The sequence below is a fragment of the Polymorphobacter multimanifer genome (assembly GCF_014205635.1).
In the GTDB taxonomy this organism is placed as follows: Bacteria; Pseudomonadota; Alphaproteobacteria; order Sphingomonadales; family Sphingomonadaceae; genus Sandarakinorhabdus; species Sandarakinorhabdus multimanifer.
Genome location: NZ_JACIIV010000031.1, coordinates 1 through 21,207 on the forward strand (window position 1 = coordinate 1; position 21,207 = coordinate 21,207).

Genomic DNA, 21,207 nt, shown 5'->3' on the forward strand with positions numbered 1-21,207 from the left:
CGCACCCGCCGACCCTCGCGCGGCCGCTCGGGCGAAACCTGCCCCTCAAGAACATCGCGGCCGGGAATGACGCCAGACGGAACGGCGGGCTGGGCGAACGATGGCGCAGCCAGCCCGACGGCCAGCTCCACAGCCAGCCCGGCCATGATGCCTTTCAGACGTTGGTCAGCCACGATCGCCACGCAAAGGATCCCCCCAAGCCGGAACCCCACCCCCTGAGGGAGGGTGCCGACTTTCCTACGATGCTGTGCGAACCCCTGTTATTTTGTCGCAGTGTCGTCCCAAGCTCGTACAAGTGCAAGGGGTGACTGCATTCGACCTTACGCAGCAAGGTCGCTCTGCGATGCAGGGTTGCAGCCCGAGGCGCGCTGCGGCAATCGCTTGCCATGGCCCAGACTCCCCGCACGCTCCCCTCGCGCATCCTGCTTCGGCAGCCCGACGATTGGCATGTCCACCTGCGTGACGGTGCGATGCTCGAAGCGGTCGTGGCGGATACCGCCCGCCAGTTTGCGCGCGCCATCGTGATGCCCAACCTCAAGCCGCCGGTCACCACCACGGCACTCGGCACCGCTTATCGCGATCGCATCCGTGCCGCCACGCCTGCCGGCGTCGCCTTCGAGCCGCTGATCACCCTCTACCTGACCGACGCGCTCGATCCGGACGAAGTGCGGTGTGGGGTGGGCGAAGGCGTGTTCACCGCGGCAAAGCTCTATCCCGCCAACGCCACCACCAACTCGGCCGCGGGCGTGACCGATGTGGCGAACATTCGCGGCGTGCTGGCGGTGATGCAGGACCTCGACATGCCGCTCCTCATCCACGGCGAAGTCACCGAGCGCCATATCGACATCTTCGACCGCGAGGCGGTGTTCATCGAACGCACGCTCATTCCACTGGTCCGCGATTTCCCCGGTCTGCGGATCGTTTTCGAGCATATCACCACTGCTGAAGCGGCGGCGTTCGTGGCGGAAAGCGGGCCGAACATCGCTGCCACCATCACGCCCCACCATCTGCTGCTCAACCGCAACGCCATGTTCGACGGCGGCATCCGCCCGCACGCCTATTGCCTGCCCGTGGTGAAGCGCGAGACGCACCGCCTGGCGCTCGTGGCGGCGGCAACCGGCGGCAGCGGCAAATTCTTCCTCGGCACCGACAGCGCCCCGCATGCGGTGGAAGACAAGGAATCAGCATGTGGCTGTGCCGGCATCTACAACGCCGCGCACGCGCTCGAGGCCTATGCGCAGGTGTTCGGAGCCGCCGGGGCGCTCGATCGGCTCCAGGGCTTTGCCAGCGACCATGGTCCGGATTTCTACAAACTGCCGCGCAACAGCCGTCAGGTTGTGCTGGAGCGGACCCCGCAACAGGTCCCCGTCAGCATCCATGCCGCCGGCACCAGCATCGTGCCCTTCCTGGCGGGCACCACGCTCGACTGGACCTTCGCCGGCTTCGCCGATCAGAGATAGCGGCGCGAAATCGCCTTCAGATCACTGTCCAGCTCATAGAGCATCGGCTTGCCGGTCGGGATCTCCTCATGGAGAATATCGGTGTCGGAAATGCCCGACAGGTGCTTTACCAGCGCCCGCAGCGAATTGCCGTGCGCCACGATCATCACCGTCTTGCCCTTGCGCAGCATCGGCACGATCTCGGCTTCGAAATAGGGCAGCACGCGCGCAATCGTGTCCTTCAGGCTTTCGGCCGCCGGAATCGCGATGCCGCGGTAGCGACGGTCCTGCGACAGGTCGAACTCCGAGCCGGCTTCCATCGGCGGCGGCGGCACGTCGAAGCTGCGCCGCCATTGCAGCACCTGCTCCTTGCCGTGCTTCGCCTCGGTCTCGGCCTTGTTGAGCCCGGTCAACCCGCCATAATGGCGCTCGTTGAGCCGCCAGTCCTTGGTCATCGGCACCCAGGCCTGGCGCATCATCCCCAGCGCCATGTTGGCGGTCTTGATCGCGCGCGCCTGCACGCTGGTGAACACCTGGTCGAGCTCGATTCCCTCGGCGAGCAGCGTCTTGCCCGCCGCCTGCGCCTCGGCAGCACCCTGCTCGGTCAAGCCCACATCCCACCAGCCGGTGAAACGATTCTCGAGGTTCCACTGCGATTGTCCGTGGCGGAGGAGGATGAGCTTGGTCATGCGCCGCTCCTAACGGCAAATGTTGGGGGCAGCAACGCGGCCGTTCAATCGATGCTGCGCCGGAACGTCTCGGGCAGCAGCACCATGCCGGCCACGAAGCAGATGGCTGCCACCACCACCGGATACCAGAGGCCATAGTAGATATCGCCGGTCGCGGCGACCATCGCGAAAGCCACGGTGGGAAGGAAGCCGCCGAACCAGCCGTTGCCGATGTGATAGGGCAAGGACATCGAGGTGTAGCGGATGTTGGTAGGGAACAGCTCCACCAGCAGCGCCGCGATCGGCCCATAGACCATCGTCACATAGAGAACGAGGATGAAGAGGATGCCGATGACGACGGGCTTGTTGATCGCTGCGGGATCGGCAGCCTCGGGATAGCCGGCAGCGGCAAGTGCGGCCTTGGCCTCGGCCTGGAAGCCGGCGATGGCTGCCCTGCGCGCGTCGGGCGCCAGCGATGCGGTGACCGGCACCGGGATGACAGTGGCGCCGATGCGGACGCTGGCTTCGGCGCCGGGTGTGGCGGTATTGGCATAGGCAACCCCGGCCTTGGCGAGGAAACTCTTGGCAATGTCGCAGGTCTTCAGGTCGAACTTGTTGGCGCCGATGGGATCGAACTGGACCGAGCAGCGCGCATCATCAGCGGTGACGACCACCGGGGACGTTTGTGCCGCCGCGTAGAGTGCCGGGTTGGCATAGCGGCTGAGTGCATCGAACAGCGGGAAATAGGTGATCGCGGCGAGCAGGCAGCCGGCCATGATGATCGGCTTGCGGCCCACCCGGTCCGACAGCCAGCCCCAGAACACGAACGCCGGGGTGGCAAGCAGCAGCGCGATGGCGATGAGCACATTGGTGGTGGCACCATCGACCTTGAGCATCTTCTCGAGGAAGAACAGCGCGTAGAATTGCCCGGTGTACCAGACGACCGCCTGCCCCATGACCGCGCCGACAAGGGCGATCAGCACGATCCTGAGGTTGCCCCATCGCGCAAAGGCCTCGGTGAGGGGTGCCTTGGACACACGCCCTTCGGCCTTCATCTTGGTGAAGGCCGGGCTTTCCTCGAGCTGCATGCGGATCCAGAGCGAGACGCCGAGCAGCAGTGCCGAGACGAGGAAGGGGATCCGCCAGCCCCAATCGCGGAAGGCCTCTTCGCCCACGGCATAGCGCACGCCGATGACGACGAGCAGCGCTGCGAACAACCCCAGCGTTGCCGTTGTCTGGATGAAGCTGGTGTAGAAGCCGCGCTTCCCGTCCGGCGCATGTTCGGCGACATAGGTGGCCGCCCCGCCATATTCGCCGCCCAGCGCCAGCCCCTGCAGCAGCCGCAGCGCCACCAGCATCAGCGGCGCCGAAACGCCGATGCTTGCATAGCTCGGCAGCAGCCCGACGAGGAAGGTCGAAAGGCCCATGATGCCCATGGTGACCAGAAATGTGTTCTTGCGCCCGACCATGTCTCCGATCCGCCCGAACACCAGCGCCCCGAACGGCCGCACCGCAAAGCCCGCGGCAAAGGCCGCGAGTGCGAAGATGAAGCCGGTCGTTTCGTTGACGCCCGAGAAGAATTGCGCGGTGATGATGGTGGCGAGCAGGCCGTAGAGATAGAAATCATACCATTCGAACACCGTGCCGAGCGACGAGCCGAGGATGACCAGCTTCTCGTTGGCGGTGGCCTTGTGGTGCTTGGGCAGCCCCGCTGCATCGTCGCTGATGATATCCGCTGTCCCGCGCATGGCCGCTCCCCTTTGGTGTCCATCATTAGGGCCAATTGGCGCCGGCTTCCAAGCAGGGGTTTCTCATCGCGCCGGAACAAGGCAGAACCCGTGCAAAGAACGGCGAACCGATGCGCCGCACCAAGGGAGTCGAGCGATGAACCAGCCCCTCTATGCCGTGCCCGCAGAATGGGCGGCGCGCGCGCATGTCGACGCCAAGGGCTATGGCGCGCGGCACGCGGAATCGCTCGCTGACTCGGCCGGCTTCTGGCAGCGCGAGGCGCAGATCGTCGACTGGATGACACCGTTCACGACGGTCGATGAATCCTGCTTCGACGAGGCCGGGTTTGGTATCCGCTGGTTTGGTGATGGCGAGCTCAACGTTTCGGCCAACTGCCTCGACCGGCATCTGGCAACGCTCGGCGACACGCCTGCAATCCTGTGGGAGGGCGATGACCCGGCCGACACCCGCACGATCAGCTACCGCGAATTGCATGCCGACGTCTGCCGCTTCGCCAATATCCTGAAGGCGCAAGGCGTGCGCAAGGGGGACCGCGTCACGCTCTACATGCCGATGATCCCCGAGGCTGCGATGGCGATGCTCGCCTGCACGCGGATCGGCGCCATCCATTCGATCGTGTTCGGCGGCTTTTCGCCCGAAGCGCTGGCGGGGCGCATCCAGGACTGCGATTCCACACTGGTGATCACCGCCGACGAGGGGCTGCGCTGCGGCAAGACCATTCCCTTGAAGGCCAATGTCGATGCGGCGCTGACGAACTGCCCTTCGGTCGAGCGGGTCATCGTCGTGCGCCGCACCGGCAACCCGGTGGCGATGCAGCCTGGCCGGGACATCTGGTACCACGAGGCCCGCGACGGCGTTTCGGACGACTGCGTTCCCGAGCCGATGAACGCCGAGGACCCGCTGTTCCTGCTCTACACTTCGGGCTCGACGGGCAAGCCCAAGGGGGTGGTCCACACCACTGGAGGCTATCTCGTCTGGGCGGCAATGACGCACAAATATGTGTTCGATTATCGCCCCGGCGAGGTCTTCTGGTGCACCGCCGACATCGGCTGGGTGACCGGCCACAGCTATGTCGTCTATGGGCCGCTGGCCAATGGCGCCACCACGCTGATGTTCGAAGGCGTCCCCAACCATCCGGATTTCGGGCGGTTCTGGGATATCTGCGACCGTTGGGGGGTCAACATCTTCTATACCGCGCCCACGGCTCTCAGGGCGCTGATGCGCGAAGGCGACGCCTGGGTCACCCGCGCCTCGCGGCAGTCGCTGCGGCTGCTCGGCAGTGTGGGCGAGCCGATCAATTCCGAGGCCTGGGAATGGTATCACCGCGTCGTCGGCGACCATCGCTGCCCGATCGTCGACACCTATTGGCAGACCGAGACCGGCGGCACGCTGATGTCGCCGCTGCCTGGCGCCACCGCACTCAAGCCTGGATCGGCGGCGGTGCCGATGTTCGGCATCGAGCCCGTGCTCGTCGATGCCGAAGGGCAGGTGCTGGAGGGGGTGGCCGATGGCAATCTGTGCATCGCACGCAGCTGGCCGGGGCAGATGCGCACCGTGTGGAACGATCATGCCCGCTTTTTCCAGACCTATTTCACCACCTATCCCGGCCGCTACTTCACCGGCGACGGCTGCCGGCGGGACGATGACGGCTATTACTGGATCACCGGCCGGGTCGATGACGTGATCAATGTCTCGGGGCACCGGATGGGCACCGCCGAGGTGGAAAGCGCGCTGGTGGCGCATCCCAAGGTGGCGGAGGCTGCCGTGGTCGGCTGCCCGCACCCGATCAAGGGCCAGGGCATCTATGCCTATGTCACGCTAAACGCTGGCGAGGATGGCGATGATGCGCTGCGCGCCGAGTTGGTGAAATGGGTGCGCCGCGAAATCGGGCCGATCGCGACACCTGACGTCATCCAGTTCGCCCCCGGCTTGCCGAAGACGCGCAGCGGCAAGATCATGCGGCGCATCCTCCGCAAGATCGCCGAGAATGAAGTCGACAGCCTGGGGGACATCTCGACCCTTGCAGACCCTTCGGTGGTGGCGGCCCTTGTCGAGGCGCGGGGTGCGCCGTCTCAGTAGAAGCCGATTTCACGGACGCTCACATCGGCTTCATGGTCGCGTCCCCAGGCCACCACGGCCACCGACGAAATTGCTGGCGCGGTCGGCGTTGGCGGCAGCCCGGCCCGGGACGCGGTGAAGCCGGCGAACGGCAGGCGAACCTCGCGCCACGCCGTTTCGGCGTCGAAGGCGGCGCGATGGAATAGCGTGCGGCTTTGCACGTCGCGGCTGCGCAAATGCACAAAATAGCGCTGATCGTTGCCGCGCACGACGAGCCGGACACCCTCAAGGCCCAAGGGCAGAGGCGGGTCGATCGGCAGCCGGATCTGGATGAAGCCACCGTTGTTGGCTGTGCTGACATGGCCGGTCATGCGCGCAACCATCGCATCACCATCGCGCTGGTTGTCCAGCCGCCCGGTGGACACGCCGCCCATCACGCCGTCGGCGATGAACCGCCACGGTAGTTGCGATGCATCGCCCATCAGTGAGCGCCAAGCTTGCGCGCAGCGTCGAGAAAGCTGGCAATCCTTTCGGGCGTGGCATCGCGGATTGTGCCGATCGTCTGCATATGGGTGACCTTGAGACCGACGAAATCGAGGATCTGGCGGCGAAGGATGTTGAGCCAGCCGTTGCGATAGCCCAGCCAGAGATACCAGGACGGGGTGTCGGTTGTGATCAGCACCCGCGCGGTGCGGCCTTCGAACAGCTTCTTGGGGAAATGGCCGTCGCCTTCATAGGCAAAGGCAATGCCGGGCAGGAAGGTGCGGTCGATCAACCCCTTGAGCCGCGCAGGGGCCGAGCCCCACCACATGGGATGCACGAGGATGAAGGTGTCGCACCAGCGCAGTGCATCGAGGAAGGTCACCAGATCGGGCTCGAGAGGCTGCTTCGATGCATAGCCGCCGGCGAGACACGGATCGAACGTGAGGTCGGCAAGGTGCAGCCGCTTCACCTCGGCGCCGCGTGCCTGCGCCGCCTCGGCGGCAGCCGTTGCAAGTGCGCCGCACAGCGAACCCGCATCAGGGTGGCCATCGAGGACCAGTACGCGGGCGGATATGGCCATGGTGCGAGAGTGCCTTTTCTGGCGTCGGCGTGTGGGCGAGCGATATCGCATAGCATCGCCCGGTCTGCTCGGTCACGCATCGCCGCACCACGCCTAGGCTTCGAACATCCCCATGGACGCGGCCCAACTGTGCCAGAGCAGGGGCCAGATGGCGGCGGGCTTGCCGGCCACCCTGCGCAGCCCGAAGCCATGGCCGCCCTCGGTGAAGATATGGGTTTCGATCGCAATGTTGCGGGCGCGGAGGGCTGCGGCAAGGAGCAGGGTGTTCGATACCGGCACCACGGCATCGTCCTCGGCATGCACAAGGAAGTGCGGGGGCGCATCGGCGGGAATATTGCGGTGCGGGCTGTGCGCGGCTTCGAGCGCCGGTGTGTCCGCAATCAGCAGGCTGCGTGAGCCGGGATGGGCGTGGGGCGGAGCCATCGATACCACCGGATAGATGGGTGCTGCGGTCATCGGGCGGGCGGAGCGCTGGTCGGCATCGTCGATCGCGGCATAGGTGGTGACGGCAAAGCGCGCCGCAAGATCGGCACAGACATGGCCGCCGGCGGAGAAGCCCATCGCACCGACGCGCGTCGGATCGACGCCGAAATCGGCAGCGCGGTGACGGATGAGGCGCATTGCACGCTGGGCATCGGCGAGTGCCACATCGGGGCCGCTGGCCCAGCCTTCGCCCGGCAGCCGGTAGAAAAGGACAAAGGCGGTGATGCCACGCGCCGCCAGCCAGCGGCCCATTTCATAGCCTTCCTTGTCCACCACCACCCAGCGATAGCCGCCGCCGGGCGTGATCAGCATCGCGGCGCCATTGGGCCGCGCCGGGCGGAAGACAACGAGCCGCGGCCGGCTGATTCCGAAGATGGCGCGGTCCGGCAGCTTCGGATCGGTGCTGCGCTCGTTCACGGTTTCAGCAAGCGCTACCATTGGCGCACCCGGGGCGCCGGCGGGCCACAGGTCGATCGTTTCGCCGGGGTCGGACGGGCCGGCGATGCCCGTGAGGGTCGGCGGCGGAGTCTGGGCAGCGGCCGGAGCTGCAAGGGCTGCGAGCAGCAGATGACGGCGGTTCATGGCAGCGCCCGGTAGCGGAAATCGGCAAAATGCGCGGACCCGGTGCCGGCGGCATAAAGTGCCGGGCGCAGGCTGAGGAAATCCCAGGCGACATTGTGATGATAGCCCGAGACTTCCATCTGCACCTCGAACTTGCGCCAGCTTACCCCGCCATCGGCACTGGTGTGGATGGTGACGATGTTACGATCATTGGTGATGGCGATGCGGATCGACCGGACCGGATCGGCCTTGCGCGGACGCGGCAGCCCGTATCGGTGCATCACCATCCCGGTGTCGTTGATCCCGAGGCCGGCATGGAGACGCTGGTTGTAGAAGAGCAGCAGCCCGGCCTCGGTGCCGGGATCGATGCGGACATCGACTTCGATGCGATACGCCTGGTCCCCGGCGAGCAGCGTCAGTGGTGAGCAATCGGCCGGCGAAAGACCCTTGCCCTTCAGATGCAGCGTGCGGTTGCTGCGGCCAAGCCGCGCCATTTCGTCTGGCCCGGGATTGTGGAAGGACCAGAGCGTGCCCATGCGATCGGTGCTGAAATCGTCGCTCAGCGGCTGGCCATGCGTCTGGCCGGAAACGCGCCGTGGCATGGCAAGCGGCTGCGAGAGATCGCCGCCCATTGCCTCCGGCCAGCCGTCGTCCCGCCAGCGCACAGGATCGAGCAGTGTCTGGCGGCCCAGCGTCCAGAAGCCGTTCTCATAGCCATGGTAGATCATCCACCACTGCCCGCCCGGCCCCTCGAACAGCGTCGCATGGCCGCGCGACCACCATTTCTCGCGGGCACTCGCGGTGCGGACGAGAGGGTTGCCCGGATGATCTTCCCACGGGCCGTCGAGCGAGCGCGAGCGGGCCATGATGACCATATGGCCGGTCGGCGGTCCAGCGGTGCCGCCGACGGCGGTGACCATATAGTACCAGTCGCCGCGCCGGGTGATCTTCGGGCCTTCGGGGCTGAAGCCTTCGACGACCCAGTCCTCGGGGTAGCGCCAGGGATCATAGACGTGTTCGACCGGGCCGGCGGTAGACAGGCCATCGGGGGCTAGCGGCACGCGGTCCCCGCCAGACAGGAACAGCCAGCGCCTGCCGCTGCCGTCGACGGCATGGCCGGGGTCGATATGATCGGGAAGGTGCAGGTCGATCGGGTCGGACCATGGACCCTCGATGCGCGGCGCATGGATGACCCATGTGGAGCGATAGCCCGGCGTCCGCGCGGGGATGTAGCAGTAGAACCGGCCGTCATGCTTGACGAGATCGGGCGCCCAAACCGAACCGATATACCGGCTGAGCGCTGCCGTGACGGGGCGCCAGTTCACCAGATCGCGGCTGTGCCAGATGGTGATGCCGGGATAGGCATCGAAGCTGGAGAAGGTGATGTAATAGTCCTCGCCGTCGCGCACGAGCGTCGGGTCGGGATGATCGCCGGCAAAGACCGGGTTGAGGAAGCGGCCGTCCCCCAGGTCGGCGCGGCGCTGGTCCTCATGGGTTCGACCCCAGACCATGCCGGCGTGCGGATCGAGCGACGACGACGCCGCCGATCCTTGCCCGCGGACGGCGCCGGGCCACAGCGCCGCCGCACCAAGAAGCCCGAGGGCCGTGCGGCGGTCCGTGGTCATTTCAGAGCCGGAAGCGCGCACCGAACAGGAAGGTGCGGCCGAAATGATTGCTCTCGTAATTGCGTTGCGTATCCTCGTCGGTGAAGCGGAAACGGTAATTGTCGGTGAGGTTCACGCCTTCCAGCGACAGCTCGACATGCTCGTTGATCTTGTAGCGGATCGAGGCATCGAGGTTGAACGTCGAGCCATAGCCTTCGAAGATGTTTCCGGTGGCGCTGTTGGCGTCGTTGAACTCGCTCCGATACGCTCCGGAGGCGCGCGCCGAGAAGCGACCATCGTCATAGTAGAGCGTGGCGTTGAACGAGGACTTCGAGAGCCCGAACAATGTCGAGGCACGGATCGAATTCACCAGCGGTCCGAAGGCGCCGGTGGGCGTGTTGGCGACCACGACCGGACCCGACACATTATAATTGGCGCTCGAATCGACGAATGTCACGTTGGCGATGCCGCCAAAGTTGGAAAGCGCACCGGGCAGGAAGCGGAACGGCGCCTGCACGGCAATCTCGATGCCCTTCAGATTGGCGCCCGTGCCGTTGATGACCGAATTGATCGTCCACAATTGGCCCTCGGGATTGACCGCGGCGGGCGATGACGGCGGAATGATCGAAGTCGGCAGGCCGGTGGATGCAAAAGTGTCCTGCCGGCTGTCGGACACCGGGAAGCTGGAGACATCCTTCTTGAAGATCGCCACCGAGAAGATCGATTCGGGCGCGAAATACCATTCGACCGCTGCATCATAGCTGTTGGCACGGAAGGGTTGCAGGAAGGGATTGCCGTTGGTGATGCGGAAGTTGAACCCGTCGACCGTGCCGCCCGGCGTGAGGTTGCCGAGGGCCGGGCGGGTGATGACCTTGGCGGCGGCGAAGCGGATGATCACCTCGTCCGTCGGGAAGAGGGCGATGTTGAGCGACGGCAACCAGTCATCATAGTTGCGCTTCACCGTTGCCGTAGCGCCGCTTACCAGCCCGGTGGAGGACTGATCGGTGCGGACATAGCGGATGCCGCCGTTCGCAGCATAGCGCAGGCCGAAGATTTCACCCTTGCTGCCAAGCTCGGCATAGCCGCCCTTGACCGTTTCGGTCACGCCGCGGGTGTTGCTGGCATCGATTGCCGCGGTGCGCTCGTAGAGCTTGGTGAAGTCCGTGCCGGCAGCCAGATCGGGAACGACCCATGTCGTCGTCGTGCCATCGGGCTGGCCGGCATTGCCGAGGTTGACCGTCTCCGACAGGGCGGAGGTGCCGGGAAAGCCATAGACCGCAGTCGGACCGAAGGCCGAACTCGGCGAACAGGCGAGCGTGCCGAAGATCCGGTCGACCCCGCCATTGCCGCAGACCACGGTGTCGCGGGAAAAGCCTTCGGTATCGAAACTGAAGCGGCGATACAGCGCGCCGGTCTTGAGCGTCAGCCCCTCGGTCACATCCCATTCCGTCCGCAATTGTGCCGTGCGGAAACTGTTGATGGTGGCGGAAGGACGATCGCGGATTTCGGACAGCTGGAAATTGGCCGGGTTGGCCACATCGGTGCCGAAGGTCAGCCGCGGCCGCTGCATGTCGGTGTAATCATATTGGTAGCCCTGCGCGTCGCGATCATCATAGACCAGCGTGGTCTCCACTGGGATCGCGGCATTGGAACGCGATACCCCGCCCATCAGCGTGAAGCGGAAACGATCGGTGACATCCTGATCCCAGCTGCCGCCGACCTGGTAGAATTCGGTCTGCGACTGGCGGAAATAATTCTCGGTGCGCACCGGCACATCGTTGAAGGTGCCGGAGATGAGGTTGTTGTTGCCATCGCTCTTGTAGTTGCTGACATCGATCGGACGTTCGAGCGTCCGGAACAGGACTTCCGCCCATTTCTCGGTCCGATCCTCGCGGAAGCGCGAGTAGAGCGTGTCGATGGAAATCTTCGTCGAATCGGAGGGTGCCCATTGCACGCTGCCCGTCAGGCCCAGGCGTTCCCGGTCGTTCTCGATGATGCCGTAGCGGGGGATGCGCGGATGGAAGGCCAGCGCCACTTCATCACAAGCCGCACTCGGGCTGTAGATGCCGCCGGCGTTCGGCCGGGGAGCACCGGCGGCGGTGCCGGTGGAGGTGAAGCACGGGGTGCCGTTCACCGAGTCGAAGCGGGATTGCGCCCAGCGTACGCTGTTGTTGCCGAGCTGGTCGATCTCCGTCCGCGAATAGGCCGCCGAAATGGAAGCGCCGAACGTGCCTTCATCGTTGCGCCAGGAGATGAGCCCGGCAATCCGGGGACCGACATATTTGGAAAGGTCGTTGTAGGAGCCAACGACGCTGGCCACCGCATTGAAGCCGGCCTTGCCCGCCAGCGGATTGCCGGTGTTGAGATCGACCACAGCGCCGAGCGAGCCTTCGTCGAGCGAAGCCTCCGCAGTCTTGTGCACGACGATCGATGTGAAAAGTTCGGACGCGAAGACGTTGAAATCGAACGACCGGTCGCGGTTCGATGATGCCCCATCGGTGGCGGTGGCCACCGTCTCGAGGCCGTTGACCCGGACGCGGGTGAACTGGGCTCCAAGGCCGCGAACGGTGATGGCACGGCCCTCGCCGGCATCGCGCTGAATGGTGATGCCCGGAATGCGCTGCAGCGATTCCGCCAGATTCTGGTCAGGGAATTTGGCGATGTCTTCGGCAACGATGACATCGACGGCTGCTACGCTGTCCCGCTTGATGTTGAGTGCTGCCGTCAGCGACTGCCGGAAGCTGGTGACGATGATCTCGTCATCGCCGGCAACATCGGCGGCGGCAGTGGCAGTGCCATCGGTGACCGGCGGCGCTGTCTGGGCAAAGGCCGAGCCGGCTGCGATGACCGTCGCCGAAGCACAGCCGAGCAGCCGGATGGCGATACGCGTTCCAGTGGTGGTCTTGATCATCTTTCGCTCCCCAGATTGGCGGCCGCGATCGCTTGACACCGGTTACCAAGTGTTGCGATCATTCATGACTTCGTTCCGGCGTTCCGTTCTGGAAAATCGGCTTTCCGCTGTGCGGATGCCATTCCCTCCCCGTCCCGCCACATTTTTTGTGGTCTGCACCGGATTTGCTGGTAAGTAACCGGTGTCATCTGCGACATTGTCCATTACAAATGGCCTTGTCAAGACGGAGGCGGGGAGAGCGATATGAGTACACAGGCCCTTTTTGCGGCTATTGTTGCAACACTGTCACTATGTGGCGCCAGCACGGCTCTGGCTGCCGCGCCGGCGGCTCCGCCGCCGGCAGGTGGCACGTCCACCCTCGGCGGCGCCGGCGGCCGGATCATCCGCGTGACGACGTTGGCTGCAGAGGGGCCGGGCTCTTTCCGTGCCGCCGTCGAGGCCAAAGGCAAGCGCGTCGTGGTCTTCGAGGTCGGCGGTGTAATCGACCTCGGTCGAACGAGCCTCGTCATTGCCGAACCCTATCTCACCATCGCCGGGCAGACCGCACCCTCGCCGGGGATCACCATCATCCGCGGCGGCATCGACCTGAAGGCGCACGACGTCGTCATGCGCCACATCCGCATTCGCACCGGCCGCGACGACCAGCCGCCGCTCTCGGGCTGGGAGGCCGATGCCTTTTCGGGCGTGGCTGCGCATGACGTGATCGTGGACCATTGCACCTTCAGCTGGGGCGTCGACGAGAACATGTCCGCCTCGGGCCCGCGATTTGCTGGAGGCGATACCGTGGAGGCATGGCGGCAGAACACCAGCCGCAACTTCACCTTCTCCTACAATCTTGCCGCCGAAGGCCTGGCCAATGCCAGCCACCCCAAGGGCGAGCATTCCAAGGGCTCGCTGATCCATGACAATGCCACCGGCATCGTCTTCTGGCGCAACATCTGGGCGCACAATGTCGAGCGCTCACCGCTGCTCAAGGGCGGCGCCCAGGCGGTGATGGTCAACAATCTGATCTACGACCCCGGCAAGCGCGCCGTGCACTATAATCTGATGGCGCTCGAATGGGCGGGGCAGCCCTATGTCGAGGGCCGGCTGACCGCGATCGGCAATGTGATGCGCGGCGGTCCCTCGACCGATGCCGGCCTTCCCTTCCTGATGCTCGGCGGCGATGGCGACCTGCGCTATTTCGGCAAGGACAATCTGGTGGTCGACAAATTCGGCGCGCCGCTGCCGATGTTCGGCCGCTACGGCGAGACCCGCGCGAAGCTGATCGAGGCCGATGCCCCCGATGCGCTGCCCGCCTGGGCGCAGATCATGCCCACCGTCGATGTCGAGACGCATGTGCTCGCCAATGCCGGCGCCCGTCCCTGGGACCGTGATGCCGACGACATCCGCGTGCTGTTCTTCATTGCCGAAGGGCGCGGCGAAATTCTCGACGATGAGAAGCAGGTCGGCGGTTACCCGCAGCAGAAGCAGACGCGAGCGCCGTTCGTGGACGCCGACTGGAACCTGCAGACGATGGAGCCGAAGTCCGGCATCTATCCCGGCCAGAAGGGTCCGCTGCCTCAGGAGCGCCTGTCGGAACGCGACGCGGCGATGCGGCGGTGATCCTCGCGCTGCTATCCTTCCTGGCCGCGCCGATGGTCATCGTCGATGAGCGCGAGACGATGGTGCGCGAGGCGCCGCCGCACGGCGGTGCCGGCATGAGCACCGCCTGGCGCATCAGCGACAGCGCGCCCGGCCGAACGATGGAGTTTCGCAAGCGCGCCCTCGACAACGGTGCTTCGATCGGGCTGCACGTGCTGGGGCACGACGAGGTCTATTATGTCGTGTCGGGCCAGGGCGATGTGACATCGGACGGCTCGACCAGCCGCATCGGCCCCGGCATGGCGGCCTATCTCTATGCCGGCGCCGATGTGGGAATCGCGCAAAAGGGCGGTGAGCCGCTCGTGCTGATCATTGCCTATCCGGTGGTGAAATGATCTCAGGCGGGCGGACATAGGTGAAGTCGCCCGTCCCCGGCCAGCCCCGGCCATCGGGATAGCGCAATTCGATGCCGACAAGGTCGTCCTCAGCGGCAAGGCGCATGTTGACGCCCATCATCGTGTCGCCGAATCGTGCAATGGCGCCTTCGGTGAGCGCGAAATGCGTCGTGGCGCCACAGGTGGGACAGAAGTGGATGCAGGCGCCTGGATCGGGCTTGTCGCTGCGGGAATAGCCGGTCGTGGCTCCGGTCACGCTGACTTCAGACGGGTGGTAATAGGCCCAATAGGCGCCGGTGCCGCTGCAAAGCCTGCAATTGCAGGCGTGGATGAAATCGGGCGCCTTGGCGGCTTCGATGTGGATGGCGCCGCAAAGGCAAGTGAGGTTGATCATGTGCGCCGCCTATCATGGCAAGCGCATGCGCGTCTGCTCCGGTCAGGTGCCCTGCTGGACATAGGGCACCCGCGCGAACAGTTCGCGCTGCCAATGGCGCGGATCGTTTTCAACGCGGGACCGGGTATCGAAGACCATCGTCGTGCGCGGTCCGGTGCGGTATTGCGGCCATGGCAATGTGCCGGAGCGCGCAAAGGCGGTGAAGGCCGTCATCATGGCAGCGCTGACAGTGCGGGCGGCGGGGCTGTTGCCGCTTGGAGCGCCGGGATCGGCGGTGGTCCCGAAGGCGAGCGGAATGTCCATGGTGTGCATGGCGCCTGCCTCCAGACGCGCCGGATCGGCGAAATCGAGCTGGTATACCCAGGTCGGAGCAGCGGCGGCGGCTCTTGCCTCGGCCTCCTCGATCTGGCCGCGCCAGCTGCGACCGGCGGTCACCGCATCCCACAGCACCGCGCGCGGCGACCAGTCGGGATGGCGCGCGCGATATTGCGCCACCACCCATTCCGGGCTGATGTCGACACGAAGCTCGGGCGCCATCACCGCCGGCAGATTGTCCCAGCTCAGCCTGGCCAGCTTGGGCGAGCCGGGCGGCAGGAACGCCCGCGCTTCCGCCAGCGTGTTGCCGAGCAGCATCGGAATGGCGTTCGATTGCGGGTTGGCATCGGGCCAGAACGGATGGCGCGTCAGGCTGCGCATATCGAGAACCGGGCCGAAATAGACCGACCCGCCGAGCACCGGGTCGGTCGCCGCGAGCGCTTCGACGAGCGACTCGGCCGGCGCTGTCAGTGGATCACGCCCCAGCCGCTCCAGAAACGCCCGCGCCCGCGCAGTGGCGTTGAGCGGGCCGGATGCCGTCACCTGCTGACCGCTCATGGTGATCGCGCGGTGGAAAAGCGTTGTGGCGGCCGGCATCCCCATCAGTGTCGCGATCTTGGCGCCGCCGCCGGACTGGCCGAACACCGTCACATTGGCCGAATCTCCGCCGAATGCGGCGATATTGGCCCGCACCCATTGCAGCGCCAGGACGAGATCGAGCTGGCCGGCATTGCCGCTGTCGGGAAACCGCGGGTCCAGCCGGGCGAGATACAGATAGCCGAACGCATTGAGGCGATGGTTGACGGTGACGACGACCACATCGCCATGCGCTGCCAGAGCAGCACCCTCGTTGAGCGGGTCGGTGCTGCTGCCGTTCGAATAGGCGCCACCATGAATATAGAGCATCACCGGCCGGCGTGCAGCATCGGCTCCCGGCGTCCAGATGTTGAGGAACAGGCAATCCTCGCTCTGGTCGGGGTGTTGGCGGCTGGCTTGCGGAGCGACGGGGCCAAAGGCCATCGCCTCGATCCGCTGATTGGGCAGCGCTTCGGGGACCGGTGGCCGGAATCGCGCCGCACGGCCATAGCGGATGCCGCGGAAAACGGCGATTCCGCCTTCGCGACTGCCAAGGAAGCGGCCGGCGGCGGTCGCGACGGCCGCTTCGCGTGCCCGCACGGGCGTCGCCAGCAGTGCCGCTGCGCCGAGCACCGCCCGGCGCGACACGCCGTCAGCGACGGACATCGAGTCCGCCGGCGAGAAAGGCGTCGATATCCCCCTGGCCGAACAGGCTGGCATCACCCGGAAGCGAATGCTTGAGGCAGGCCAGCGCCAGCCCGATTCGCGCGGCATGGCCGATGTCGCGCCCGTCGCCAGCGCCTTGCGACAGGCCGTGGAGCACGCCGGCCGCAAAGGCATCACCGGCACCGATGCGATCGACGATGCCGGAAACCAGCACCTCGGGTGTCTGGACATGCGCATCGCGCGTGTCGATCCGCGCGGCGATGCGGTGGCGATCGGCGTCCTCGGTGTGGCGCGCGGTCGAGGCGATGAGTTGCAGCCGGGGAAAGGCTTCAAATGCAGCGTCGGCCGCGGCCCGGCGGCGATCGGCACCGTCCCCGCCGAATTCGCGGCCCAGCAGCAGCGCCACATCCTGATGGTTGCCGAACAGGATGTCGGCATGGCCGACAAGACTTCCGAGAATGGCGCGGGGATCGCTGTCCCAAGCCTCCCACAGCCGCGCGCGGTAATTGCCGTCGAAAGAGACGGGCACGCCCAGCGCAGTAGCGGCTTGCGCCGCGGCAAGTGCTGCACGGGCAGCCACCGGGCCAAGCGCCGGCGTAATTCCCGAAAGATGCAGCCGCCCTGCGCCGGCAAGCAGCGCCGGCCAGTCAAAGGCATCGGCAGGTGCGGTCGCGAAACTGCTGTGCGCCCGGTCATAAACGATCTCGGAGGCGCGCAGCCCTGCACCCGGGCTGAGAAAATACAGCCCCATCCGCCCGTCACGCACGATGACCCGGCTTGTATCGACCCCATGCGAACGGACGGCAGCCAACGCCCCCTGGCCCAGCGCGTTCGATGGCACCACGCTCACCATCGCCGCCCTGTGACCGAGCCGCGCCAGCCCGATGGCCACATTGGCCTCGGCACCTCCGACATGGAGATCGAGCGACGGTGTCTGCATCAGCAGCGTTCGGCCGGGTGCCGACAGGCGGATCAGCAGCTCGCCGAAGCAGACAATCGCGCCGTTCATCGCATTGGTCACCGCATTGGTCACCGCATTGGTCACCGCAATGGTCACCGGGCCAGCCAGCCGCCATCGACAGCCAGGATATGGCCATCGACATAATCCGACGCCGATGCTGCAAGGAACACGGCGGCACCGCCGAGATCGGCCGCATCACCCCAACGCCCGGCCGGGATGCGCGACAGGATCGACGCATTGCGATCGGGATCGGCGCGCAGCGCATCGGTGTTGCTCGTGGCGATATAGCCCGGCGCAATGGCGTTGACGTTGACGCCTTTCGCCGCCCATTCGTTGGCAAGCAGCTTGGTCAGCCCGCCGACCCCGGACTTGGATGCGGTATAGCTCGGCACCCGTATTCCGCCCTGGAAGGTGAGCATCGAGGCGATGTTGATGATCTTGCCGCGCCGCCCGTCCTTCGCATGCTGCGCGATCATGTGCCGACCCGCCGCCTGCGCCAGGAAGAATACCGATTTCAGATTGGTATCAATCACTGCATCCCAATCGGCTTCGGAGAAGTCGACGCTGTCCGCCCGGCGGATGATGCCGGCATTGTTGACGAGGATATCGAGGCCGCCGAGGTGATCGAGCGTCTCGGCGATGATGCGCGGCACCGGCTCGATCGTCGACAGGTCGGCGGCGACGAGGACGCAGCGGCGCCCCAGCTTGCGAACCGCTTCGGCCGTGTCGGTCGCCGGCGTGCGGCCGACGGCGGCGATATCAGCCCCGGCGCCGGCGAGCGCCAGCGCGATTCCCTGGCCGATGCCGGTGTTGGCCCCGGTCACGATCGCGACACGGCCGCTGAGATCGAAAAGACTCATGCGAGCTGGCAGATATCGAGAACGTTCATGTCGGTATAGTCGAGGTTCTCGCCGCCCATCGCCCAGATGAAGGCATAGGCGCGCGTGCCCGAGCCCATGTGCACCGACCAGGGCGGCGAGATCACCGCTTCCTCATTGGCGATCACGATATGGCGCATCGCATCAGGCTCGCCCATGTAATGAAACACCCGGTCATCCTCGCCGAGATCGAAGTAGAAGTACACTTCCGAGCGGCGATCATGGAGATGCGGCGGCATGGTGTTCCACACGCTGCCGGGCTTCAGGATCGTCAGCCCCAGGAGCAGTTGCGCGCTGTCGCAAATACCGGGGATGACCATCTGGTAGATGGTGCGCTCGTTCGAGCCTTCCAGCCCGCCGCGCTCGAGCGGATTGGCCTCGGCGATGGCGATCTTCTTCACCGTCTTGGCGACATGCGCCGGGGTGGAGGCGAGATAGAAGCGGGCGCCTTCGCCGGAAAAGATCACCTCGCTCGCGCCCATCGGGATATAGAGGCAATCCTTGCTGGCCATGTCGAAGGTTTCACCGTCGACACTGATCGACCCCGGCCCGCCGACATTGACAGCAGCGAGTTCGCGCCGCTCGAGGAACGCCTTGCCGGCAGCCGAAGCAGGTGCGGTCTGCACCGGCAACGCCAGCGGCGTGGCGCCAGGCGTGGCGCCGCCGATCACGAACCGCTCATTGTGCGAATAGTTGAGCACGACCTCGCCTGCGCGGAACAGCCCGGTGACCAGATAGCGATCACGCAATTCGTCGTTGGCGACCATTTGCATCATGTCGGGATGGGTGGCGTGGTAGGTTTTCTCGAACATCGTGCATCCTTCAAATCAATCGTGGCAATGGCATCGTCCCCAACACGGTAACCGGTGTCAGGTATGGGTTCAACGTCATTTTGGCGGTGCCACCGAGGCCCGGTGGATCAATTGCGAGAGAAACAGTGCTTCTCCCGGCACTTCCGGCTGGGCATCGATGGTGCCGGCGAGCAGCTTGCGCGCTGCTGCCTTGCCCATCTCCACGATCGGCCAGCGCACCGTGGTGAGCGGCGGCCAGATATGCGCGGCGATCGCGGTATCGTCGAATCCGATGATCGACAGGTCAGCCGGGACATCGAGACCAAGGCGCCGTGCCGCATGCAGCGCGCCCGAGGCCATTTCGTCGTTCGATGCAAAAATGGCCGTCGGCCGCGGGCTGCAATCGAGCAGCTTGCTGGCGGCACCAAGCCCCGATTCGAAGCGGTAGCTGCCTTCCACCACGAGCGCCGGATCGACAGCGATGCCGGCGTCGGCCAGCGCTCGCTCGAACCCCTGCCGCCGTTCCCAGGCCGATCGGAAGCCGGTCGGGCCGGTGATGATGCCGATGCGGCGATGGCCAACGCCGATCAGATAGGACACCGCCTCGTGCACGACGTCCTGGTCGTTCGACGCGACCATGTGCGCGGCATCGTCCAGCTCGGCCGATCCCATCCGCACATAGCGGCAGCCGAGCTCGTCGCAGAGCCGCGCCAGCCCGTCATCTTCCGAGATGGGCGGCAGCAACACCACGCCGTGGAGGCGCTGCCGTTCGAGAAACGACCGCACATCGGCCACGAGAGTCGTCGAACCGCGATCGACCGGCCGCACGATCAGCTCGTATTCGGTGCCCTTCAGCACGCTCAAAATGCCCTGCTGCATGCCGAGCACCATCTGCGCATTGGGGTTGTCGTGCACCAGACCGATCAGGAAATTGCGCCGCAACGCCAGCGCCCGTGCCTGGGGGTTGGGCACATAGCCGGTCTCGCGAATGATGTCGTCGACACGCTTGCGCGTCTCCTCGTTGAGGAGTGGCGAGCGATTGATGACGCGGCTGACCGTCTTCTTCGAAACGCCGGAAAGCCGCGCGATATCATTGATCGTCGGCTTGGCCGAGCCGGGTATGTTGGCGTCGCTATCCACGAATGTCCCCTTTGCCTCCTGTCTAACGCGACTCGATGAACACCGCCACAAGCAGCCACTTCGAGACGGGACTTGCATCCTGACACACTTTATGACACCGGTTTCCTACAAGACCAAAAAGCGTGGGGAAAGGGTGCAGGGCGCCGTGACAGACACAGCAATCACCGCCGAAACAGCATCGGCCATCGCTGCGGCACTAGTCGACGCCCGCCGCCATGCGGCTAGTCTTCCGGACTATCCGGGGCCGTTGCCGCAAAGCCTCGATGCCGGCTATGCCATTCAGGATGCTGCCATAAACGTCAGTGGCGGCACCGTGGCGGGCTGGAAGGTGGGGCGTATCTGGCCACCGCTCGATGCGCGCTTCGGGAGCGACCGGCTGGCAGGGCCGATCTTCGCGTCCACCGTTTTTTCGAGTGCTCAAGCCGCGCCAGTGTCGATGCCGGTGTTCGCCCAGGGCTTCGGTGCCGTGGAGGCCGAGTTCATCTTCCGGCTTGGCGATGTCCCGCCCGGCCAAACACGCTTTTCCCTCGCCGAGGCTGCAGCGCTGGTCGCCGGCGTACATGTCGGCATCGAGATTGCCAGCTCGCCCTTCGCCGCCATCAACGACCTCGGGCCGGCGGTGACCGTCTCCGATTTCGGCAACAACAACGGCATCATCCTCGGTGCCGAGATTGCCGATTGGGCGGCTGCCGACATCGACCATTGGCCGATTGCCCTCGAAATCGACGGCCAGACTGTCGGCCGCGGAATCGCCGCCGATTTTCCCGATGGCACGCTGGGCTCGGTGCGCTTCCTGCTCGAATTGCTCGCGCGCCGCGGCATCGCCGTGCCGCCCGGCACATTGGTCTCGACCGGTGCCATCACGGGGGTGCACGCGATCGCTCCCGGCCAATCGGCGACGGCACGCTTCGGCACGGATCATGCGCTCGATTGCCACATCAAGAGTGCCATTCCGGACATTGCATAAAGCG

General features: G+C 65.5%; 19 protein-coding genes. 5 read left to right on the forward strand and 14 right to left on the reverse strand.

The features are described from left to right. The coding region (locus FHS79_RS16095) for a hypothetical protein (protein WP_184202457.1) at positions 1-182 on the reverse strand (182 nt) is incomplete at its 3' end. 204 nt (positions 183-386) lie between these two features. Between FHS79_RS16095 and pyrC the strand changes: the two genes are divergently transcribed. Continuing rightward, positions 387-1,460, forward strand: coding sequence for a dihydroorotase (gene pyrC / locus FHS79_RS16100; RefSeq protein ID WP_184202460.1), 1,074 nt, complete (start codon positions 387-389; stop codon positions 1,458-1,460). Here pyrC and gpmA read toward each other — a convergent pair. Both gpmA and FHS79_RS16110 read right to left on the reverse strand, forming a co-directional pair. Continuing rightward, positions 1,451-2,128 (reverse strand): 2,3-diphosphoglycerate-dependent phosphoglycerate mutase, encoded by a 678-nt coding sequence (gpmA, locus tag FHS79_RS16105; RefSeq protein WP_184202462.1) that lies wholly within the window; start codon positions 2,126-2,128, stop codon positions 1,451-1,453. The two genes, pyrC and gpmA, sit on opposite strands and share 10 nt — an antisense overlap. Before the next feature lie 44 nt (positions 2,129-2,172). Then, a complete protein-coding gene (locus tag FHS79_RS16110; RefSeq protein WP_184202464.1) occupies positions 2,173-3,855 on the reverse strand; it encodes an MFS transporter in 1,683 nt (560 codons plus the stop codon). Between the two features lie 136 nt (positions 3,856-3,991). Here FHS79_RS16110 and acs point away from each other — a divergent pair, with 136 nt between their 5' ends. Then, positions 3,992-5,935 carry an acetate--CoA ligase gene (acs, locus tag FHS79_RS16115; protein WP_184202466.1) on the forward strand — a complete coding sequence of 648 codons (1,944 nt, stop codon included), beginning with the start codon at positions 3,992-3,994 and terminating at the stop codon, positions 5,933-5,935. Here the strand turns inward: acs and FHS79_RS16120 are convergent. The 5 genes from FHS79_RS16120 to FHS79_RS16140 all read right to left on the reverse strand — a co-directional run bounded on the left by FHS79_RS16120 (position 5,929) and on the right by FHS79_RS16140 (position 12,536). Continuing rightward, on the reverse strand, positions 5,929-6,396 hold the full coding sequence (locus FHS79_RS16120; RefSeq protein ID WP_184202469.1) for a CIA30 family protein: 468 nt from the start codon (positions 6,394-6,396) through the stop codon (positions 5,929-5,931). The two genes, acs and FHS79_RS16120, sit on opposite strands and share 7 nt — an antisense overlap. Next, complete coding sequence (locus tag FHS79_RS16125; protein WP_184202471.1) at positions 6,396-6,977, reverse strand: NAD(P)H-dependent oxidoreductase; 582 nt, start codon at positions 6,975-6,977, stop codon at positions 6,396-6,398. The genes FHS79_RS16120 and FHS79_RS16125 overlap by 1 nt, the downstream gene beginning before the upstream one ends. 93 nt (positions 6,978-7,070) lie before the next feature. Further along, entirely contained in the window at positions 7,071-8,042 is a 972-nt protein-coding gene (locus FHS79_RS16130) for an alpha/beta hydrolase (protein ID WP_184202473.1), read from the reverse strand. Next, positions 8,039-9,646, reverse strand: a complete 1,608-nt coding sequence (locus FHS79_RS16135) for a family 43 glycosylhydrolase (RefSeq protein ID WP_184202476.1) — start codon at positions 9,644-9,646, stop codon at positions 8,039-8,041. The genes FHS79_RS16130 and FHS79_RS16135 overlap by 4 nt, the downstream gene beginning before the upstream one ends. A gap of 1 nt (position 9,647) precedes the next feature. Continuing rightward, entirely contained in the window at positions 9,648-12,536 is a 2,889-nt protein-coding gene (locus tag FHS79_RS16140; RefSeq protein ID WP_184202478.1) for a TonB-dependent receptor, read from the reverse strand. A gap of 243 nt (positions 12,537-12,779) precedes the next feature. Here FHS79_RS16140 and FHS79_RS16145 point away from each other — a divergent pair, with 243 nt between their 5' ends. Further along, positions 12,780-14,141, forward strand: coding sequence for a pectate lyase family protein (locus FHS79_RS16145; protein ID WP_184202480.1), 1,362 nt, complete (start codon positions 12,780-12,782; stop codon positions 14,139-14,141). Positions 14,142-14,173: 32 nt separating this feature from the next. Next, positions 14,174-14,515: a cupin domain-containing protein gene (locus FHS79_RS16150; RefSeq protein WP_184202512.1), complete on the forward strand. Its 342-nt coding sequence runs from the start codon at positions 14,174-14,176 to the stop codon at positions 14,513-14,515. Here FHS79_RS16150 and FHS79_RS16155 read toward each other — a convergent pair. From FHS79_RS16155 to FHS79_RS16180, 6 genes are all read right to left on the reverse strand, one after another. Further along, positions 14,490-14,909, reverse strand: a complete 420-nt coding sequence (locus FHS79_RS16155) for a GFA family protein (RefSeq protein WP_184202481.1) — start codon at positions 14,907-14,909, stop codon at positions 14,490-14,492. The genes FHS79_RS16150 and FHS79_RS16155 overlap by 26 nt on opposite strands. A 42-nt stretch (positions 14,910-14,951) precedes the next feature. Further along, positions 14,952-16,466 carry a carboxylesterase/lipase family protein gene (locus tag FHS79_RS16160; protein WP_184202483.1) on the reverse strand — a complete coding sequence of 505 codons (1,515 nt, stop codon included), beginning with the start codon at positions 16,464-16,466 and terminating at the stop codon, positions 14,952-14,954. After that, positions 16,453-17,475 carry a sugar kinase gene (locus tag FHS79_RS16165; protein WP_184202514.1) on the reverse strand — a complete coding sequence of 341 codons (1,023 nt, stop codon included), beginning with the start codon at positions 17,473-17,475 and terminating at the stop codon, positions 16,453-16,455. Before FHS79_RS16165 ends, FHS79_RS16160 begins: the two co-directional genes overlap by 14 nt. A 44-nt stretch (positions 17,476-17,519) precedes the next feature. Next, the gene (kduD, locus tag FHS79_RS16170) at positions 17,520-18,287 is read right to left on the reverse strand and encodes a 2-dehydro-3-deoxy-D-gluconate 5-dehydrogenase KduD (RefSeq protein WP_184202485.1); all 768 of its coding nucleotides are present in this window, start codon (positions 18,285-18,287) and stop codon (positions 17,520-17,522) included. Beyond that, positions 18,284-19,117: a 5-dehydro-4-deoxy-D-glucuronate isomerase gene (kduI, locus tag FHS79_RS16175; protein WP_184202487.1), complete on the reverse strand. Its 834-nt coding sequence runs from the start codon at positions 19,115-19,117 to the stop codon at positions 18,284-18,286. The genes kduD and kduI overlap by 4 nt, the downstream gene beginning before the upstream one ends. Before the next feature lie 75 nt (positions 19,118-19,192). Then, complete coding sequence (locus tag FHS79_RS16180) at positions 19,193-20,218, reverse strand: LacI family DNA-binding transcriptional regulator (RefSeq protein ID WP_243453478.1); 1,026 nt, start codon at positions 20,216-20,218, stop codon at positions 19,193-19,195. Between the two features lie 163 nt (positions 20,219-20,381). Between FHS79_RS16180 and FHS79_RS19230 the strand changes: the two genes are divergently transcribed. Next, positions 20,382-21,203: a 2-keto-4-pentenoate hydratase gene (locus tag FHS79_RS19230; protein WP_243453477.1), complete on the forward strand. Its 822-nt coding sequence runs from the start codon at positions 20,382-20,384 to the stop codon at positions 21,201-21,203. Positions 21,204-21,207: the final 4 nt, after the last annotated feature.

Coding starts and splice junctions, on each gene's coding strand:
- pyrC (WP_184202460.1), top strand. CDS start 387: ATGGCCCAGACTCCCCGCACGCTCCCCTCGCGCATCCTGCTTCGGCAG.
- gpmA (WP_184202462.1), bottom strand. CDS start 2,128: ATGACCAAGCTCATCCTCCTCCGCCACGGACAATCGCAGTGGAACCTC.
- FHS79_RS16110 (WP_184202464.1), bottom strand. CDS start 3,855: ATGCGCGGGACAGCGGATATCATCAGCGACGATGCAGCGGGGCTGCCC.
- acs (WP_184202466.1), top strand. CDS start 3,992: ATGAACCAGCCCCTCTATGCCGTGCCCGCAGAATGGGCGGCGCGCGCG.
- FHS79_RS16120 (WP_184202469.1), bottom strand. CDS start 6,396: ATGGGCGATGCATCGCAACTACCGTGGCGGTTCATCGCCGACGGCGTG.
- FHS79_RS16125 (WP_184202471.1), bottom strand. CDS start 6,977: ATGGCCATATCCGCCCGCGTACTGGTCCTCGATGGCCACCCTGATGCG.
- FHS79_RS16130 (WP_184202473.1), bottom strand. CDS start 8,042: ATGAACCGCCGTCATCTGCTGCTCGCAGCCCTTGCAGCTCCGGCCGCT.
- FHS79_RS16135 (WP_184202476.1), bottom strand. CDS start 9,646: ATGACCACGGACCGCCGCACGGCCCTCGGGCTTCTTGGTGCGGCGGCG.
- FHS79_RS16140 (WP_184202478.1), bottom strand. CDS start 12,536: ATGATCAAGACCACCACTGGAACGCGTATCGCCATCCGGCTGCTCGGC.
- FHS79_RS16145 (WP_184202480.1), top strand. CDS start 12,780: ATGAGTACACAGGCCCTTTTTGCGGCTATTGTTGCAACACTGTCACTA.
- FHS79_RS16150 (WP_184202512.1), top strand. CDS start 14,174: ATGGTCATCGTCGATGAGCGCGAGACGATGGTGCGCGAGGCGCCGCCG.
- FHS79_RS16155 (WP_184202481.1), bottom strand. CDS start 14,909: ATGATCAACCTCACTTGCCTTTGCGGCGCCATCCACATCGAAGCCGCC.
- FHS79_RS16160 (WP_184202483.1), bottom strand. CDS start 16,466: ATGTCCGTCGCTGACGGCGTGTCGCGCCGGGCGGTGCTCGGCGCAGCG.
- FHS79_RS16165 (WP_184202514.1), bottom strand. CDS start 17,475: ATGAACGGCGCGATTGTCTGCTTCGGCGAGCTGCTGATCCGCCTGTCG.
- kduD (WP_184202485.1), bottom strand. CDS start 18,287: ATGAGTCTTTTCGATCTCAGCGGCCGTGTCGCGATCGTGACCGGGGCC.
- kduI (WP_184202487.1), bottom strand. CDS start 19,117: ATGTTCGAGAAAACCTACCACGCCACCCATCCCGACATGATGCAAATG.